Genomic DNA, 18498 nt, shown 5'->3' with positions numbered 1-18498 from the left:
CGTGCGGTGTCCCTCGCGGTCAGCGCATGCGCCGCAGAGCGGGACGCCGCGGGGCGGCCGCGGTGGGCTGCTTCAGCCGGGGCTCCAGGGATGCCACCGTCGGGTGCCGGAACAGGAGCGGAAGGTCGAGGTCCACGCCCAGGGCGGAGCGGACCCGGCCCGCCAGGCGCAGGCTCGTCAGGCTGTCGCCGCCGAGCGCGAAGAAGCTGTCGTCGATGGTGACGTCGGGCAGCGCGAGCACCTCGGCGAACAGGGCGCACAGGGCGCGCTCACGCTCCGAGCGCGGCGCACGGCCGCCGGCCGCCGTGGTCCGCCCGGGAGCCGGGAGGGCCGCCCTGTCGAGCTTGCCGTTGACCGTCAGCGGCAGGGCGTCGAGGACGACGACCGCCGAGGGCACCAGAGGGCCCGGGAGGCGCTCGGCAGCCGCCGCGGTCACCTGCGCGGGGTCGACCTCGTCGCGTGCGACTCCGCCAGCCGGCACCACGTACGCGACGAGCCGCCGGTCGCCCGGGCGGTCCTCGCGCACCACCACCGCCGCGTGCCCGACGCCTTCCTGCTCGCCGAGTACCGCCTCGACCTCGCCCGGCTCGATGCGGAAGCCGCGCACCTTCACCTGGTCGTCGGCGCGCCCGGCGAACTCCAGCTGCCCGTCGGGCGTCCAGCGCGCCAGGTCGCCGGTGCGGTACATGCGCTCACCGGACAGCCCGTACGTCGCCGCGAACGGGTCCGCCACGAAGCGCTCGGCGGTCGGGCCGGGGCGGTGGGCGTACCCGCGCGCGACGCCCGCGCCCGCCAGGTACAGCTCCCCCACGGTGCCGGGTGGCACGAGGCCGAGGGCGCCGTCCAGGACGTAGGCGCGCGTGCCGTCCAGCGGGCGGCCGAGCGGCACCGCGTCCGGGACCCGGTCGCCGGGGGCGAACGCCCGGCAGGTGGCGAAGGTCGTCGCCTCGGTCGGCCCGTACGCGGCGACCACGGTGGTGCCCGGGCACGCGTCCAGCACGGCGCGCAGCGGCTCGGGCGGCACCCGCTCGCCGCCCGTCCACACCTCGCGAAGCCCCGCGAAACAGCCCGCCGCCTCCTCGGCGAGGACCCGCAGCAGGCCGGCCGTCAGGAACATGCCGGTCAGCCCGTGCCCGGCGACCAGCTCCTCGACGCGGGGCGCGGTCAGGGGGCCGGGCGGTGCCACGACGATCCGGCCGCCGTTGAGGAGCGGCACCCATATCTCGTACGTGGACGCGTCGAAGGCGTGGGAGGAGTGCAGCAGGACCCGCTCGTGCGCGCCGCCGCTGAGCTTCGCGTCGGCCGCGAGGGCGATCACGTCCCGGTGCGTGACGGCGACGCCCTTGGGCACGCCCGTCGAGCCCGAGGTGTGGATCACGTACGCGAGGACGTCCGGGTGGGCGACCGTGGCGTGGCCGCGTGCGGTGACCGGGCCGAGGGCGCGCGGTGCCTCCCCGTCGGTGAGCAGGACGCTCGCGCCGGTGTCGGCCAGGACGAACCGCCGCCGTTCCTCGGGCCAGAGGGTGTCGAGCGGCACGTAGGAGGCGCCGGTCCGCACCACGGCGAGGAGCGCCACCACGAGGTCCGCCGAGCGGTCCATCGCGACGACCACCCGGCGCTCCGGGCCCGCGCCGCACGCGACGAGCTCGCGGGCCAGCGCCGCGGCCCGCGCGTCCAGTTCACGGTAGGTGAGGCGGGTGCCGCCCTCCTCGACGGCCACCCGGTCGGGGGTCCTCGCCGCCTGGGCGGCGAAGAGTCCGGGCAGCGTGGGGGCGGGCTGCCGCCCGGGGCCGGCCGGGGGCGCGCCCCGGCCCCAGTCGGTGAGGGCGCGCCCGCGCTCCTCCTCGGTCAGGACGTCCGTTCGGCCCACTGGGCGCCCCGGGTCCGTGGCCGCCGTCCGAAGGATCCGGACCAGGCGGTCGAGGAAGCCGCGCGCCGTGGCGGCGTCGAAGAGGTCCGCGCGGTGCTCCAGGCGCAGCCTCAGCCGGTCGCCGGGGTGCGTGATCAGGGCCAGCGGGTAATGCGTGCCTCCCCTGTCCCGCGTGCCCGTGATGCGCGGACCGTTGCCGTCCGGGTCCACGGGCGCGCGGTCGACCGGATAGCTCTCGTGGACGACGACCGTGTCGAACAGCTCGCCGGCGCCCGCGAGACGCTGGAGCTCGGCGAGTCCGATGTGCTGATGGTCGATCAGCTGTGCCTGCCGCTCCTGGAGTCGCGCGCAGACGGCGGCCAGGCTGTCGTCGGGGGCGGTCCGCACGCGCACGGGCACGGTGTTGATGAGCAGCCCCACCATGTCCGCGACACCGGGAAGCTCCGGCGGCCGCACCGCCACGACGCTGCCGAACACCACGTCGTCCTGCCCGGTCAGCTTGTGCAGGAGAACGCCCCAGGCGCCCTGGACCAGGGTGCTCAGGGTGACTCCGTGCGCGGCGGCGCACTCGCGCAGCTCCCGGGTGAGCCGCTCGGAGAGGTCCGTGGTGAGGTGCGCGGGCGCCCCCGGTGGCCGGTCGGCGCGGGTCACCTGCCGGTCCTGCCCGGGGCGGGCCGCCGTCGACAGGCGCGTGGGCCCTTCGAGTCCGGCGAGTGCCGAGGACCACGCCGCCCGGGTGGCGTCCTGATCCCGTTCGGCGAGCCAGACGAGGTAGTCGCGGTAGGGGCGGACCTTCGGCAGCCGCGCCGGGTCGCCGCGGTGCGCGTAGAGGGTGAGCAGTTCCCGTACGACGACGGGGACCGACCAGCCGTCGAGGAGGATGTGGTGGTACGTGAGGGTGAACAGGTGCTCCTCGTCGGCCAGTTGGAGGAGGGTGAAGCGCAGCAGAGGCGGGCGGGTCAGGTCGAAGCCGCGGTCGCGTTCGTCGGCGAGCAGCCGGTCCGCCGCCGCCTCCCGTGCGCGTGGCGCGTCCGCGCCCCGGCCCTCGTCCCGCAGGTCCCACTCCTGCCACGGGGTGTCCACGTCGGCGGCGATGACCTGGACGGGCCGGTCGAGGTCCTGGTGCAGGAAGCCCGCGCGCAGGTTGGCGTGCCGGCGCAGAAGGGCTCGGCAGGCGGCGCGCAGCAGGCCGTGATCCACGGGGCCCGCCAGGCGCAGCGTCAGCTGGACGCCGTAGCCGTCCACCGTGCCCGCAAGGCCCGCCGTGCCGTGCTGGGCGTGGTACAGCAGTCCTTCCTGCAGCGGCGTCAGCGGCAGGATGTCTTCGATGTCCGCGCTCACCGCGCTGTCCTCCAGGTGTGTTCGAGCCGCTCGATCTGCTCCTGGCTGAGGGAGACCAGGCCGAGGTCGGACGGGGACCGGCCGCCCGCGCCCGGCCGCTCGGCGTGGCGGGCGAGGCCCCGCAGAGCCTCCAGCCACGTCCGGGCGAGTGCGGCCACCTCCACCTCGGCGAGCAGGCCGCCGGGCCAGGAGAGGGTGGCGCGCAGGCGCGGTCCCGTGCCGTGGTCCTCGACGAGCGTCGTGATCTCCAGTACGTGGGACAGGGCCGGGCCCGGCGTGCCGTGCGGCGGTCCCTGCGGGGCGGCGACGGGTCGCCAGGGGGTGGGCGCGAGGGAGTCGGCGAGGGCGAGTCTGCCCAGGTGGTTGAAGAGGATCTGGGGGCGGGCGAGCGCGGCGAGGGTGTCCGCCGTGTCGCTGTTCAGATGGCGCAGCAGACCGTGGCCGACGCCGTTGTCCGGAACCGCCCGCAGCTGTTCCTTGACCCGCTTCAGCGCGGCACCGAGCGCGGGGCCTCCGGCCCGGATGTCGGCCCGGATGTCGTCCCGGTCGGTGTCGTTGTCGGTGTCGTCGAGGCCCGCGTCCAGCCGTACGGGGTGCAGGGCCGTGAACCAGCCCACGGTGCGGGACACATCGGCGCCCGGCACGAGCGACGTCTCGCGGCCGTGCCCCTCCACATCGATCAGCACGCTCCCGCCCCCGGCCCTGCCGCGGTCGCGGCGCCATGCGGTGAGGGCGACGGCGAGGCCGGTGAGCAGCACGGTGGGCACGTCGGTGCGGAAGGCGGCGGTCACCCGGTCCAGGAGCGGTTCCGTGTCCGCCGCCCGGAGTGTCACCGTGTGGGAACGGGCGGTCTCGCCCAGGTCGGTCCGCGGGTCCAACGGACGCTCGCCCAGGGGCGGTTCGGCCTCTTTCAGGAGCACGGTCCAGAAGGGCAGCTCCGCCAGCCGTACCGGCGTCCGCGCCTGTGCCACGAGGGCGGCGGCCCAGCTCCGCAGAGAGGTCGGCACGGGCGCCAGTGCCGGACGGCGCCCCTCTGCCACGGCCTCCCAGGCGGCGGCGAGGTCGGCGAGCAGGATGCGCCAGGACACCGCGTCGACCGCCAAGTGGTGGGCGGCCATGAGGAGTTGCCCGCTTCGCTCGCGGCCCGCGTCGAACCACACGGCCCGCAGTACGACCCCCTCGCGCGGCCTCAGGCGGCCCGCCGCGGCCCGGGCCTCCGCGGCGACGCGCTCGCGCAGCTCCGCGTCGTCCGCCCCGGCCACGTCGACCCTGCGCAGACAGCGGGCCGCGTCGACGGTGCCCGCCTCGCGGATGTGCGGGAGCCACCGCGTGTCGTCGCCGCCCAGACGCATCCGCAGGGCGTCATGGTGGTCGAGCAGGGCCCGCAGCGCCGTGGTGAGGCCCGCCTCGTCGAGCTCCGGCGGGGTCCAGACCAGCACCGACTGGTGGAAGCCGTCGATGGTGCCACCGCGCTCGCGGAGCCAGTGCATGACGGGCGTCGGCGGCAGGTCACCCGTTCCGGGTTCCGGGTCGGGCCCGGTGGGCGTGCGGTCGTCGGTCAGGTCGCGTGCCACGTCGGCGAGTTCCGCGACCGTCGAGCAGCGGAACACGTCACCGGGCGTGAGCCCGATACCGGCCGCGCGTGCCCGGCCGACCAGGTCGATCGAGAGGATGCTGTCGCCGCCGAGGTCGAAGAAGCCGTCGTCGACGGTGACCGAGTCCACCGCGAGCACCTCGGCGAACAGCGCGCACAGCGTCCGCTCGCGGGCCGTGCGGGGGGCGCGGCCGCCGGGTGCGACGGTGAATCCGGGCGCCGGCAGCGCCGCGCGGTCCAGCTTGCCGTTCGCCGTCACCGGCAGGGCGTCCAGGACGACGACGGCCGCCGGCACCATGTAGTCGGGCAGCAGCTCCCGCACGGAGCGCCGCACGTCCACCGGGTCGCACGCGTCGCTGCCGGTCCGGTCGGCACCGGCGGGCACCGCATAGCCGATGAGCCGGGGCTCCCCGGGACCGTCCGCCCGGACCACCACCGCGGCCTGCGCCACCCCGGGGTGGCGGAGCAGGGCGGCCTCGACCTCGCCCGGCTCGACGCGGAAGCCGCGCACCTTCACCTGGTCGTCGACGCGTCCGGCGTACTCCAGCTGCCCGTCGGGCCGCCGGCGCGCCAGGTCGCCGGTGCGGTACATGCGCTCACCGGACAGCCCGTACGTCGCCGCGAACGGGTCCGCGACGAAGCGCTCCGCCGTCAGCCCGGGCCGCCGCACATAGCCGCGTGCCAGCTGCACGCCCGCCACGTACAACTCTCCCACCACGCCCGGCGGGACGAGGCCGAGGCGGCTGTCCAGGACGTAGAGACGGGTGTTGGTGACGGGCTCGCCGATCGGCACGGGCCCGGCGTCCGTCGCGCCGGCGGGGCGGCAGTCCCAGGCGGTGACGTCCACCGCGGTCTCGGTCGGCCCGTAGAGGTTGGTCAGCGGTGCGTCGACGGTGGCGAAGAAGTCCGCCTCCAGCTCCCGGGACAGGGCCTCACCGCTGCAGAACACCCGGCGCAGCGGCGAGGGTTCACCGGCACGCGGCGCCCGCAGGTAGGCCTGGAGCATCGACGGCACGAAGTGGGTCACGGTCACACCGCGCTCGCGGATCACGTCGGCCAGGTAGTCCGGGTCCTTGTGCCCCTCCGGTTCGGCGACGACCAGCGTCGCGCCCTGCGTCAGGGGCCAGAAGAACTCCCAGACGGACACGTCGAAGCTCACGGGGGTCTTCTGCAGCACACGGTCGCCGGGGGTGAGGGGGTAGCGCCGCTGCATCCAGGACAGGCGGTTGGCTAGGCCGTCGCGCGTCACCATGACGCCCTTCGGCCGCCCCGTCGAACCGGACGTGTAGATCACGTAGGCGGGATGCTCTCCGTGCGGGAACGGCGCAGGGGCGGGCTCGCGGGGACCGGACGGTTCCCCGGGTCCGTCCGGGCCGGGTTCTTCCAGGCCGGGTTCTTCCAGGCCGGGTTCTTCCAGGCCGGGTTCTTCCAGGCCGGGTTCTTCCAGTACGAGTTCGTCCAGTACGAGTTCGTCCAATACGAGCAGCGCGCACCCCGTGTCCGGCAGTCCCGCGACGAGGGAGTCGCGTGTCACGACGCACAACGGGGCCGTGTCCTCGACCATGAACTCGACGCGGCCCGGGGGAAGGTGCGGGTCCAGCGGCAGGAAGGCGGCGCCGGTCCTGAGGACCGCCAGGAGCGTGACGATCAGCTCGGTGGACCTCGGCAGCGCGACGCCGACGACGTGTTCGGGGCCCGCCCCGAGCCGGGCGAGGCGGCCGGCCAGACGGTCCACGCGGGCGTCCAGTTCGCGGTACGACAGCTCGGTGTCGCCGAAGACGAGCGCGGTGGCCTGCGGCGTACGGGCCACGTGGGCGGCGAAGAGGTCCGGTACCATGACTTCGGGGAGCGGGCCGCGGGTGTCGTTCCAGTCGGCCAACAGCCCGATGCGCTCGGCGGGTTCGAGGATGTCGATGCCGCTGAGCGGAAGGCCCGCGTCGGCGGTCACCGCGTCGAGGAGGCGCACCAGGCGCCGCGCGACGGCGGCCGCCGTGTGCTCGTCGAACAGGTCACGGGCGTACTCGACGCTGCCGCTGATGCCGGCGGGCGCGCCGTCCGGCGCGAAGCGTTCGGCGAGCTCGAAGGAGAGGTCGAACTTGACGGCGGGCGCCGCGAGCGGCTCGCGCCGCACGTGCAGCCCGGTCAGTTCCGCCTCGGCGTCGGCCACGCTCTGGAAGGCGAGCATCACCTGGAACAGCGGGTGCCGCGCCAGCGACCGCGGCGGGTTGAGCGCCTCGACGAGCCGGTCGAAGGGCAGGTCCTGGTGCGCGAACGCCGACAGGTCGCACTCCCGCACTCGGGCGAGGAGTTCGCGGAAGGTCGGGTCGCCCGAGGTGTCGGTGCGCAGCACCAGCGTGTTGACGAAGAAGCCCACCAGGTCGTCGAGGGCGTCCTCCGCGCGCCCGGCCACGGGCGCCCCGAGGGGGATGTCCTCGCCCGCGCCGAGTCGGGTCAGGAGCGCGGCGACGGCGGCCTGCACGACCATGAACACGCTGGCCCCGGCATCGCGGGCCAGCCGTCCGAGCCGGTCGTGCAGCCACGCGTCGACGACGAGCGGCACGGAGCCGCCCCGGTGGGAGGCGGCCTGCGGGCGCGGCCGGTCGTAGGGCAGGGCCAGTTCCTGTGGGAGCCCCGCCAACGCCTCGCGCCAGTAGGCGAGTTGGGAACCGGCGAGGCTGCCGGGGTCGTCCGGTGCGCCCAGCAGTTCCCGCTGCCAGAGGGTGTAGTCCGAGTAGCTCACGGGTAGCGGTGGCAGGTCGGCGTGGCTCCCCGAGCGGCGGGCCGCGTACGCCGCGGACAGGTCCCGCAGCAGCGGCGGCACCGACCAGGCGTCGCCCGCGATGTGGTGGACGACCAGGAGCAGGACGTGCTCGTCGGGGGCGACACCGAACAGCGTGGCGCGCAGGGGCGCCTGGCGGGTGAGGTCGAAGCCGCGTGCGGCCTGCGTGGCGAGCAGCCCCGGCAGCTCGCCGGGGTCCGACTCGACCACGGTGAGCGGCGGCCCGGCCTCCCGGCCGTCCAGGATCCGCTGGTGGGGCAGGCCGTCGGGCCCCTGGGGAAAGACGGTGCGCAGGGGCGCGTGCCGGTCCGAGACGTCGGCCAGCGCCCGGGCCAGGGCGGGCCGGTCGAGCGGCCCCGACAGCCGCAGGGCAAGCGGCATGTTGTAGGTCGCGTTCGGGCCCTCCAACTGCGCGATGAACCACAGGCGGCGCTGGGCGTAGGACAGCGGCAGCGGATCGTGCGGGGACGCGGGGGACGCGGGCTCCAGCGGCGGCCGTACCCGTTTCGCCGCCGCCAGGTCCTGGGACAGCGCGGCGACCGTCGGCGTCTCGAACAGGGTCCGCATCTCGAGTTCCAGGCCGAGCCGCGAGCGCACCCGGCCCGCGAGGCGTGTCGCCGTCAGCGAGTGCCCGCCCAGGTCGAAGAAGCTGTCGTCGATCCCGGCCCGCTCGACGCCGAGGACGTCGGCGAAGAGCTCGCACAGCACCGCCTCCAGCGGGGTGCGGGGCGCCCGCCCCGGCGTCGGCGCGCCGAAGTCGGGCAGGGGCAGGGCGGCGCGGTCGAGCTTGCCGTTCGCTGTGATCGGCAGGGTGTCCAGGACGACGACGGCGGCGGGCACCATGTAGTCCGGCAACCGCCGGGCCAGCGCGGCGCGCAGCTCCCCGGGGTGCGGTGCGCCGCCGGAGCCGGCCGTGGCCGAGGGCACCACGTAGGCGACGAGCCGCTTGTCCACCGCGTCCCGCTGCCGCGCCGAACCGGATCCCGTCGTCGCCTGTGCGCCGAACTCCCTCACCACCGCGACCGCCTGGCCCACCTCGGGGTGGCGTCTGAGCGCCGATTCGACCTCGCCGAGTTCGATGCGGAAGCCGCGCACCTTGACCTGGTCGTCGGCGCGCTCCAGGTACTCGAGCGTGCCGTCCGGACGCCAGCGGGTGATGTCTCCCGTGCGGTACATGCGCTCGCCCGGTCCGCCGAAGGGGTCGGCCACGAACCGTTCGGCGGTCGGCGCGGGACGCCGCCAGTAGCCGCGGGCCAGGCCCGCGCCCGCCAGGTACAGCTCGCCCGGGACGCCGATGGGGACGGGGCGCAGCCGTGCGTCCAGGACGTGGGCGCGCGTGTGGTCCATGGGGCGGCCGATCGGCACGGCGTCGGGCACCGGGTCGGTGGCGGTGAACGGGATGTGGGTGGCGAAGGCGGTGGTCTCCGTCGGCCCGTAGGTGGAGCGGATCACCAGGTCCGGGCAGGCCCGCTGCAGGGCGCGGACGGCGTCCGCGGAGACGATGTCGCCGCCGGTGGAGATCTCCCGCAGCCCGGCGAAGATGTGGGGCGCCTCCTGGGCGAGGACCCGGAAGAGACCGGCGGTCGCGTGGAAGTTGGTGGCCCGGTGGGCGGCGATGAGCCGCCCGATGTGTGCGACGGTGGGTGGCCCCGCCGGCGCCACGACCACGCGCCCGCCGCGCAGCAGGGGCACCCAGAGTTCGTACGTCGAGGCGTCGAAGGCGTGGTTGGCGTGGAAGACCACGCACTCGGCGACGGCGTCGCTCCAGCACCGGTCGAGCGCGAAGGCGGCCACGCCTGCGTGGGTGACCGCCACGCCCTTGGGCCGGCCGGTCGACCCGGAGGTGAACATCACGTACGCCAGAGCGTCTCCCGGCACGTCGGTGCCGAGGTCGGCACAGGCCCCGGCCCCCGCCCCGTCGTACTCACCCGGACCCACCTCGATCACGGGCAGGTTCCCCGCCACGGCCGCGTGCCCCGTCGCCGAGGCGTCGACGAGGAGCAGGCGCGCCGCCGTGTCGTCGAGGATCTGCCGGGACCGTTCCCTCGGGTGGCCGTGGTGCAGCGGCACATAGCCCGCGCCGGCCTTCAGCGTCGCGAGGATCGCCACCACGAGATGCGCCGAGCGCTCCATGAGCACCCCCACGAGATCGCCGGGCCGCACGCCCCGCGCGACGAGGAGCCGGGCGAGCCGGTTCGCCCGTGCGTTCAACTCGGCGTAGGTGAGGGTCTGTTCGGCGTCGACGAGCGCCGTGTCCGCTGCGTGAGTCGCGGCCCGGCGCTCGAAGAGCGTCGCGAGGTTCTCGGTCGGCGGGGGTGCGTCCGGGCCGGGGTCGCGCCACGTGTGGAGCAGTCGGCGCTCCTCCCCGAAGAGCACGCCGACGTGGGCCATGGGCTCGTCGGGGGTACGTGCGAGGGCGTCCAGGTACGCGGTGAAGCGGTCGCGATGCCGGGCGAGTTCCGTCTCGTCGTACACGGCGGGGTTGGCTTCGAGTTCGACGAGGACGCCACCGCCGCCGTCCTGCGTGCCGACGGCGACGACCGACAGGTCCTTGACCGGTCCCGTCATGACCTGGTGGCGGGTGACGCGCAGGCCGGCGAAGGCCGGTTCCTCCTCGAAGGCGACGGTGTTGACGGACACCGCGTACAGGTCGTGCGAGGCGCCCAACAGGCCCAGTTCCGTGCGGAGTTCCTCGCCCCGGTAGCGCTGGTGCCCGATCGCGTCGCTGACGCGCCGTCGGGTCTGGGCGACGAGTTGGGAGAACGTCGTCGTGGGGTCGAGGGTGAGGCGCAGCGGCAGCACGTTCACCGCCATCGACGGGGTGGCCGCGGCCGCCCGTCCCACGCGTGCGGCCAGCGGCAGTCCGACGACCACCTCGGGCGCGCCGTCGAGCCGGTGCAGATACGCGGCGGTCGCGGCGACGACGAGCAGCGACCAGCGGCCCGCGGCGCCCGGCACCGCGTCGAGGAGCCCGCTCACCCGCTCCCCGGACAGCCGTACGGCGCTGCGCAGCACGGCTGCCGAGGGCGCGGCGGTGCGTCCGGCGAGGGTGACGGGGGCGGGTGGCTCACGGAACTCGCGCAGCCAGTGGGCGCGGTCGCGCGCGTGGCGCGGGGAGCGACGGTACTCCTCGTCCTCGGTGAGGAGGCGGTCCAGTGGGGCGAAGGACCCGGCGCCGGGGGCGCGGCCCGCCGCCAGGGCGCTGTAGAGGTCCGCGAGGCGGCGCAGGTAGAGGTTCTGGCCGTAGCCGTCGAGGACGATGTGGTGGTAGCGCAGATGCAGCCAGGCCCGGTCGTCGGCCAGCCTGAGCAGGGTGTGCGCGGCCAGCGGGCCACGCCCGGGGTCCATGGGGGTGGCCAGGTCGGCGTCGGTCCAGGCGCGGGCGGCGGCTTCCGCGCCGGCGGGCTCCGCGCGCAGGTCGACGACGGGCAGCGGGTCCTCGGGGACGTCCGCGAGGCGCAGGCGCAGTTCGTCCTCGTACGCGACGAACCGCGCCCGCAGGCTCTCCGCCTCCGTGAGCGCACGCCGCACGGCCGCTCGCAGCGACGGGACGTCCAGGTGGCCTTCGAGGGCGAGGCGGACACCGCAGTTGTACAGCGTGCTGTCGGGGTCCAGCTGGTGGGCCAGCCAGATGCCCTGGTGTGCGGCGCTCGCGGTCCGGTACGCGTTCGGGTCTGACACCACGCCAGTCTTGGCGACACCGGCATGCGCGCCCTATCGGCGCGTTATCGCTCAGCCCCGTCCGTCCCGCCAGTCCGCGTAGAGCGGCCGCAGGGCGCCGGCGAGGAAGAGGTCCCGCATGGCGACCCGCTGGATCTTGCCGCTCGTCGTACGCCGGACCGTGCCCCGGCGCAGCAGCGCCACCCCCCGCACGGGGAGCCCGAACTCGCGCACGACCGTCCGCTTCATGTCGGCCGCGAGCCGCGCGTACTGCTCGTCGGGCAGTTGCCGCGCGATCTCCTGCGTCACCACGAGCGCCTCCTCGTGACGCTCGCCGCGCCGGTCGACGACGGCGAACGCGGCGCCGGGCAGCGAGGCCAACTCGGGGTGGCGGCTGCGCAGTTCGTGCTCGATGTCCTGCGGATAGAGATTGCGGCCGTTGATCGTCAGGGCCTCCTTCCTCCGGCCGGTGAGGAAGAGTTCACCGTCGACCAGCGCTCCCAGGTCGCCCGTGCGCAGATACCGCTCGCCGCCGAGCACGGCGCCGAAGATCTCCTCGGTCGCCTCCGCGTTGTCCCAGTAGCCCTGGGCGACGCTGGGTCCACCGAGCCAGATCTCCCCGACGTTCCCGTCCGGGAGCGCGGCGCCGGTCGCGGGATCGACGATCCGGCAGGCGAGGTCGTGCAGTTCGCCGCAGCTGACCAGCTCGCGTGCGGTGGTCTGCGGGGCGTCGGCCGGCTTCGCGGCGACGAGCACGTTCCGTTCCAGCAGGGCGGCGTCGGCGAGGAGCGTGGCGGGGGGCCGCGACACCGTTCCCGACACGTACAGGGTGGCCTCCGCCATGCCGTAGCAGGGCACCAGGGCCTCCTGGCGGAAGCCGTAGGGCGCGAACCGTTCGGTGAACGCCCGTAGTGTGTCCGCGCGCACGGGTTCCGAGCCGTTGACCGCGTACCGCCAGCGCGAGAGGTCGAGCCCCTCGATCTGGTCGGGGCGGGTGCGCCGCAGACACAACTCGTAGGCGAAGTCGGGCGCGTTGGAGTGGCCGATGTCGAACCGGTCGATGACGCGCAGCCACTGGTGGGGCCGGCGCACGAAGGCGATCGGGTTCATCGTGACCGCGCCCCTGCCCAGCAGGACGCCGGTGAGCAGATGACCGACGAGGCCCATGTCGTGGTAGAGGGGAATCCAGCCACCGTGCCGGGTGCCGGGCGGGACGGCGAAGCTCTCCCCCATGACGGCGACGTTGTGCAGCAGATTGCCGTGGGTGACCACGACGCCCTTGGGGTCGGAGGTCGAGCCCGAGGTGTACTGGATCAGGGCGGGGGTGTCGTGGCGCGCGGTCTCGCCGGGCAGCGGGTGCGGGGCGTCGGCCGCGCCGGGCGCGGCCCCGTCCGGTCCCTCGGTCACCAGGAGCGGGACGTCCTCCAGTGATTCCGCGCTCACCCATGCGCACACCGCCGGGCGGTTCTCGCCGTCGGTGAGGATCGCGCGGACGCCTGCCTGGCGCACGATCCCCTTGACCCGCAGGAGTTCGCGCCGGTTGTTGCCGGGCAGCGGCGCGGGTACGGCGATGAGTCCCGCGTACAGACACCCGAAGAACGCGACGGGGAACCCCGTACCGGACGGGAACTGGAGGAGCACCCGGTCGCCGGGGACGAGCCCCGCCTCCGCGCGCAGCCGTGCCGCGAGCTCGCGTGCCGCCAGATCCAGCCCGGCATACGTCAGCGTGTCGTAGGCGTCGTCATCGTCCGGGACCCGGATGTGGATCACCGCCGCCTCGTCGGGCTGCGAGCGGGCCAGAGCGCGCAGGACCTCGGGCAGGCCGGCCGCCTCGCGTATGTCGTTCATCGTTCGCCGCGCCTGAGCTCACGCAGGAACTCGCCCACCCGGAAGGCGAGTTCGATGGACTGGACGGCGTTCAGGCGCGGGTCGCAGGCGGTTTCGTAGCGGGTGGCGAGGTGGGTGTCGAGCACTTCCTCGAGGTCGCCGCCGAGGCATTCGGTGACGTCGTCGCCGGTGAGTTCGAGGTGGATCCCGCCCGGGTGCAGGCCCTCCTGCCGGTGCACCGCGAAGAACTCGGCCACCTCGGTCGTGATGTCGGAGAGCCGGCGGGTCTTGTAGCCGCTCTCGGAGACGAAGGTGTTGCCGTGCATGGGGTCGCAGGCCCACACCGGGGTGTGTCCCGCGTCGCGTACGGCCCGCAGCAGCGGCGGCAGCAGCTCGGTGCCCTTTCCGGCGCCGAGCCTGCTGATCAGGACGAGCCGCCCCGGCGCGCGGTCGGGGTCGAGGCGCTCGCACAGTTCGCGCAGCTGTCCGGGTGTCGTGGTCGGGCCGACCTTGATCCCGAGGGGGTTGCCGATGCCGGACAGCAACTCCACGTGGGCGCCGTCGAGTTGGCGGGTGCGGTCACCGATCCACACCATGTGCGCACTGGTGTCGAACCAGGTGCGCCGCTTCTCGTCGTAGCGGGTCAGCGCCTGCTCGTAGTGGGGCAGCAGCGCCTCGTGCGAGGTGTAGAGCTGGATCTGGTGCAGCGCGGCCTGGGAGCGGGTGTCGACGCCGCAGGCGGACATGAACCGCAGGGCCCAGGTGATGTCGTCGGCGGCCTTCTCGTACCGCTGCCCGGCGGCGCTGCCGCGGACGAACTCCTGGTTCCAGTCGTGGACCTGGCCGAGGTCGGCGTAGCCGCCCAGGGTCAGGGCCCGCAGGACGTTCAGGGCCGCCGACGAGTGCTGGTAGGCGCGCAGCAGCCGGGTGGCGTCCGCGCGGCGGGCCTCGGCGGTGAACTCGGGGCCGTTGACGATGTCCCCGCGGTAGGCGGGCAGTTCGACCCCGTCGATCGTCTCGGTGGGGCGGCTGCGGGGCTTGCCGAACTGGCCGCCGATCCGCCCGACCTTCACCACGGGCAGGCCGGATCCGTAGGTGAGCAGGATGGCCACCTGGAGGATCACGCGCAGCTTGCCGCGGACGCCGGCCTCGGTGCAGGAGCTGAACCGTTCGGCGCAGTCTCCCGCCTGCAGCAGGAAGCCCTCTCCGGCGGCGACCCCGGCGAGGGAGTGCCGCAGATCGAGGATCTCGTCCGGGAGCACCAGCGGGGGCTGCAGGGCGAGGGTGTTCTCCACGCGCCGCAGTTCCTCCGGGTCGGGCCAGTCGGGCTGCTGCGCGGCGGGGCGGCCGCGCCACGACGCGGGGCTCCAGGCGTCCTCCCCCGCGCCGGCCGCGGTGTCCGGGCGGTACGGGGCCGCCGGTGCTGTCGTGTGGGTGTCGCTCGCTGTCATCCGATCAGTTCCTTGATCGTGGCGCCGGGATCCCCGGCCCGCATGAGCAGTTCTCCGACGAGGACCGCGTCCACGCCGGCCCGTTCCAGATCGCGCGCGTCCTGTGCGCCGCGGACGCCGCTCTCGCCGACCATGACCCACCGGCCGCCCACCCGCTCGCGCAGCCGGGCGGAGAGGGTCCGGTCGATCGAGAAGTCCCGCAGGTCGCGGTGGTTGACGCCGATGACGTCGGCGCCCGCCGCCAGAGCGGTGTCCACCTCGTCCTCGTCGTGCACCTCGACCAGCGCCTCCATGCCGTACTTGCGGGTGTGGGCGAGGAGTTCGGCCAGGCGCTCGGGGGTCAGCGCGGCGACGATGAGCAGCAGGGCGTCGGCGCCGAGCGCCCGGGCCTCCAGGATCTGGTACTCGTCGACGATGAAGTCCTTGCGCAGGACGGGGACGTCGGAGGCGTCGCGGGCGACCACGAGGTGGTCGGGGCTGCCCCCGAAGCCGTCCTCGTGGGTGAGCACCGACAGGGCGCAGGCGCCGCCGCCCTGATAGGCGCGGGCCAGCTCGGCAGGCCGGTAGTCGTCGGTGAGCGGCCCCTTGGAGGGGCTGCGGGGCTTCATCTCGGCGATGACGCCGAGGCCCGGCCGGCGCAGGGCGGCGGCGAAGTCCCGGGGCGGGGGCGCGGCCGCGGCAAGCACGACCAGCTCCGTCTCGGGGCGGACCGCGCGCCGCCGTTCCGTCTGCCGTTCGGCGTCTGCGACGAGGGTCGCGAGGATGTCGCTCAAGCGGGCACCTCCAGTTCCGCCCGCTGCCAGGAGGCGCGGGTCCAGCGTTCGAGCAGATCGGCGGCGGCGCCGCTGTCGACCGCCGAGCCGGCGAGGCGCAGCCCGTCGGCCCAGGTGTCGGCCAGCGCGGCGACGCGCAGGGCCGCGGCCGCGTTGAGCAGGACGACGTCCCGCGCGGGCCCCGGCTCACCGGCGAGGACGCGGCGGGCCACGGCCGCGTTGACGGCGCGGTCGCCGCCGGTCAGGTCGCCGGGGCGGGACCGCGGCAGCCCGTGGTCGGCGGGGTCGAAGCGGTGGGTGGTGCGCCACCCGTCGCGCAGTTCGACCACGTGGGCGGGTGCGCCGGTGCTCAGCTCGTCCATGCCGTCCTCGCTGTGGAACACCAGGGCGCGGGTGACGCCGAGCCGGTCGAGGACCTCGGTCATCGGCTCCACGAGGTCCCGGCTCGGCACCCCGAGGGTGCGCAGGCGCGCGCCCGACGGGTTGCACAGCGGGCCGAGGAGGTTGAAGACGGTGCGCGCGCCCAGTTCCCGGCGCGGGCCGGACGTGTGCTTGAACGCCGGGTGGAAGAGCGGAGCGAACAGGAAGGTGATGCCGGTGCTCCGCAGACAGGCGGCGGCGTCGTCGGCACCGAGGTCGATGCGGACCCCGAGTTCCTCCAGGACGTCCGCGCTGCCGCAGGCGGACGACGCGCTGCGGTTGCCGTGCTTGGCGACGCGGACCCCGCAGGCCGCGGCGACGATCGCGGACACGGTGGAGATGTTGAAGGTGTTCAGGCCGTCGCCGCCGGTCCCGCAGGTGTCGAGCAGCTCTCCCTCGCACCGTACGGGGGTGGCGAACTCCTGGGCCGCGCGGGCCATTCCCACGAGGTCGTCGACGGAGGCGCCGCGCACCGTGACGGCCAGCGCGAACCCCGCGATCTGTGCCGGCGTCGCCTCGCCGCGCATGATCACGCGCATCGCCTCGGCCGCCTCGGCCTCGGTCAGGCGCCGCCGGGCGACCGTTCTCAGTAGCTCAATCATCACCGCACTCCAGGAAGTTCGCGATCAGCTGCTTGCCCTCGGGGCTGAGCACCGATTCCGGGTGGAACTGCACGCCGTACGTCGGGTGCTCGCGGTGGCGCAGGCCCATGATCGTGCCGTCCGCCGTGCGGGCCGTGACGACGAGCGCGTCCGGCAGACCGGCGGCGCTCACCACGAGCGAGTGGTACCGGGTGGCCGTGAACGGGTCGGGGAGCCCGGCGAGCACACCGCTGCCGTCGTGGTGCACCAGGGAGGTCTTGCCGTGCACCTGCTCTCCGCGTACCACGGAGCCGTCGAAGGCCGCGGCGATGCTCTGGTGGCCCAGGCAGACCCCGAGGATCGGCAGCCGTCCGCTCAGTTCGCGGACCGCCTCGACGGAGACCCCGGCGTCGGCCGGCGTACCGGGCCCCGGCGAGATCAACAGCAGGTCGAACCCGGCGAGTTCGGCGACACCGACGGCATCGTTGCGGAAGACCGTGGGCCGGCCGCCCATCTCGGTGACGTAGTGCACGAGGTTGTAGGTGAACGAGTCGTAGTTGTCGATCACCGCGACGCGCGGTCCCTCGGCGGGGCCGGGGCGGGTTCCGGTCGAGGTGCTCATGCCTGGGCCTCCGCCCGCCGTACGGCCGTGATCATCGCGCGCGACTTGTGCAGCGTCTCGCGGTACTCGGACGTGGCGTCCGAGTCGGCGACGATGCCCGCGCCCGCCTGCACATGCACCTGGCCGTCGGCCACGACCATGGTGCGCAGGGCGATCGCGAAGTCGGTCAGTCCGTCGAGGCCCACGAAGCCGAGGGCGCCGCCGTAGACACCGCGCTGCTGGGGCTCCAGCTCCGCGATGATCTCCATGGCGCGGATCTTGGGTGCCCCGGAGAGGGTTCCGGCGGGGAAGGTGGAGCGCAGGGCGTCCAGCGCGCCGTAGCCCGGTGCGAGCAGGCCCGAGACGGTGGACGACAGGTGCATCACGTGGGAGAAGCGCTCGACCCGCATGAGCTGCTCCACCTGTACGGTGCCCGGTTCGGTGACCCGGCCGAGGTCGTTGCGGCCGAGGTCGACCAGCATCACGTGCTCGGCGCGTTCCTTCTCGTCGGCGAGCAGTTCGTGCTCCAGGTCCAGGTCCTGACGGGGGTCGAGGTGCCGGGGCCGGGTGCCGGCCAGCGGCCGGGTCTCCACGCGGCGCCCTTCCGCCTTGACGAGCAGCTCGGGCGACGCCCCGATGATGTGGCGGCCCCCGCCCAGGCTCAGGTGGTACATGTACGGCGACGGGTTGGTCGCCCGCAGATGCCGGTACAGGTCGAGCGGTTCGGCACGCAGGGGCCTGCTGAGCCGCCGGGACAGCACGATCTGGAAGGCGTCGCCGGCCGCGATGTGCTCGCGGGCGCGGGCGACACGGTCCTTGAACTCGGCCTCGGTGAGGTTGGCGGTCCAGCCGTCCGTCGCCTCCGCGTCCGGCGGGGCGGTGTCCGCGAGCGGCCGGCCCGTGAACCCGTCGGGCCTGCCCGCGTCCCGCAGCCTGCGGTTGAGGTGGACGATCCGGGCCACGGCGTCGTCGTAGGACTCATGTGCCGGGCGGTACAGGGTCATCAGCAGGACGCGCCGGGTGGCGTGGTCGAAGACCACCAGGTCGTCGGCGGCCAGGAAGGCGGACTCGGGCAGGCCGGGCGGCGCGCCCCCGGAGACCGGCAGCTCTTCGAAGTGGCGTGCCGCCTCGTAGCCGAGATAGCCGACGACCCCTCCGTGGAACGGCGGCAGGCCGTGGAGCGGGGCCTCCGACACCGCGAGCAGGGGTTCCAGTGCGGCCAGCGGGTCACCGTCGGGCAGGGCGAGCCGGACCGGCCGGTGTCCCACGTACGAGTAGCGTGCGACGCCGCCGGAGACGGGCACGCTCTCCAGCAGGAAGCCCGCCTCGTCCGGCCCGCACAGCTGGGAGAACGCGGTGACAGGGCTGATCACATCGGCCAGGAACTCCTGGTGGAGCGGGATGACGTCGTACTCCCGCGCCAGCGCCGCGGCGGCGGCGCGGTGGGGCACGGTGGCGCGGGCGGCCTCGGCCGCGTCCGCCGTGAGTTCTGCGATGGGATGGGTGGTCATGTCGCCTTCCCTGTCGTAAATTACTCGCCTGCCGACACCTGCCGACACCTGCCGACGAAGGGCAGAAAATCAAATGCGGCCGTGAATCCA

The 18498-nt window shown here is 74.4% G+C and carries 8 protein-coding genes; all 8 read right to left on the bottom strand.

Features of this window, described 5'->3' with window-relative positions:
- Window positions 1–19: 19 nt before the first annotated feature.
- The 8 genes from QQM39_RS32800 to QQM39_RS32765 are packed head-to-tail and all read right to left on the bottom strand — an operon-like array spanning window position 20 to window position 18408.
- A complete protein-coding gene (locus tag QQM39_RS32800) occupies window positions 20–3211 on the bottom strand; it encodes an amino acid adenylation domain-containing protein (protein ID WP_302001168.1) in 3192 nt (1063 codons plus the stop codon).
- The gene (locus tag QQM39_RS32795) at window positions 3208–11265 is read right to left on the bottom strand and encodes a non-ribosomal peptide synthetase (protein WP_302001167.1); all 8058 of its coding nucleotides are present in this window, start codon (window positions 11263–11265) and stop codon (window positions 3208–3210) included. The genes QQM39_RS32800 and QQM39_RS32795 overlap by 4 nt, the downstream gene beginning before the upstream one ends.
- Before the next feature lie 51 nt (window positions 11266–11316).
- The gene (locus tag QQM39_RS32790; protein WP_302001166.1) at window positions 11317–13092 is read right to left on the bottom strand and encodes a fatty acyl-AMP ligase; all 1776 of its coding nucleotides are present in this window, start codon (window positions 13090–13092) and stop codon (window positions 11317–11319) included.
- A complete protein-coding gene (locus QQM39_RS32785) occupies window positions 13089–14522 on the bottom strand; it encodes a class II 3-deoxy-7-phosphoheptulonate synthase (protein WP_302001165.1) in 1434 nt (477 codons plus the stop codon). Before QQM39_RS32785 ends, QQM39_RS32790 begins: the two co-directional genes overlap by 4 nt.
- Window positions 14519–15295 (bottom strand): indole-3-glycerol phosphate synthase TrpC, encoded by a 777-nt coding sequence (gene trpC / locus QQM39_RS32780; protein ID WP_302001164.1) that lies wholly within the window; start codon window positions 15293–15295, stop codon window positions 14519–14521. The genes QQM39_RS32785 and trpC overlap by 4 nt, the downstream gene beginning before the upstream one ends.
- A complete protein-coding gene (gene trpD / locus QQM39_RS32775) occupies window positions 15292–16317 on the bottom strand; it encodes an anthranilate phosphoribosyltransferase (RefSeq protein WP_302001163.1) in 1026 nt (341 codons plus the stop codon). The genes trpC and trpD overlap by 4 nt, the downstream gene beginning before the upstream one ends.
- A complete protein-coding gene (locus QQM39_RS32770; protein WP_302001162.1) occupies window positions 16310–16918 on the bottom strand; it encodes an aminodeoxychorismate/anthranilate synthase component II in 609 nt (202 codons plus the stop codon). The genes trpD and QQM39_RS32770 overlap by 8 nt, the downstream gene beginning before the upstream one ends.
- Window positions 16915–18408 carry an anthranilate synthase component I family protein gene (locus QQM39_RS32765; RefSeq protein WP_302001160.1) on the bottom strand — a complete coding sequence of 498 codons (1494 nt, stop codon included), beginning with the start codon at window positions 18406–18408 and terminating at the stop codon, window positions 16915–16917. Before QQM39_RS32765 ends, QQM39_RS32770 begins: the two co-directional genes overlap by 4 nt.
- Window positions 18409–18498 lie beyond the last annotated feature (90 nt).

The sequence above is a fragment of the Streptomyces sp. DT2A-34 genome, from assembly GCF_030499515.1.
Classification (GTDB): domain Bacteria; phylum Actinomycetota; class Actinomycetes; order Streptomycetales; family Streptomycetaceae; genus Streptomyces.
Note: the sequence above shows the minus strand (reverse complement) of the source record. Positions and strands in the feature narration are given on the sequence as shown.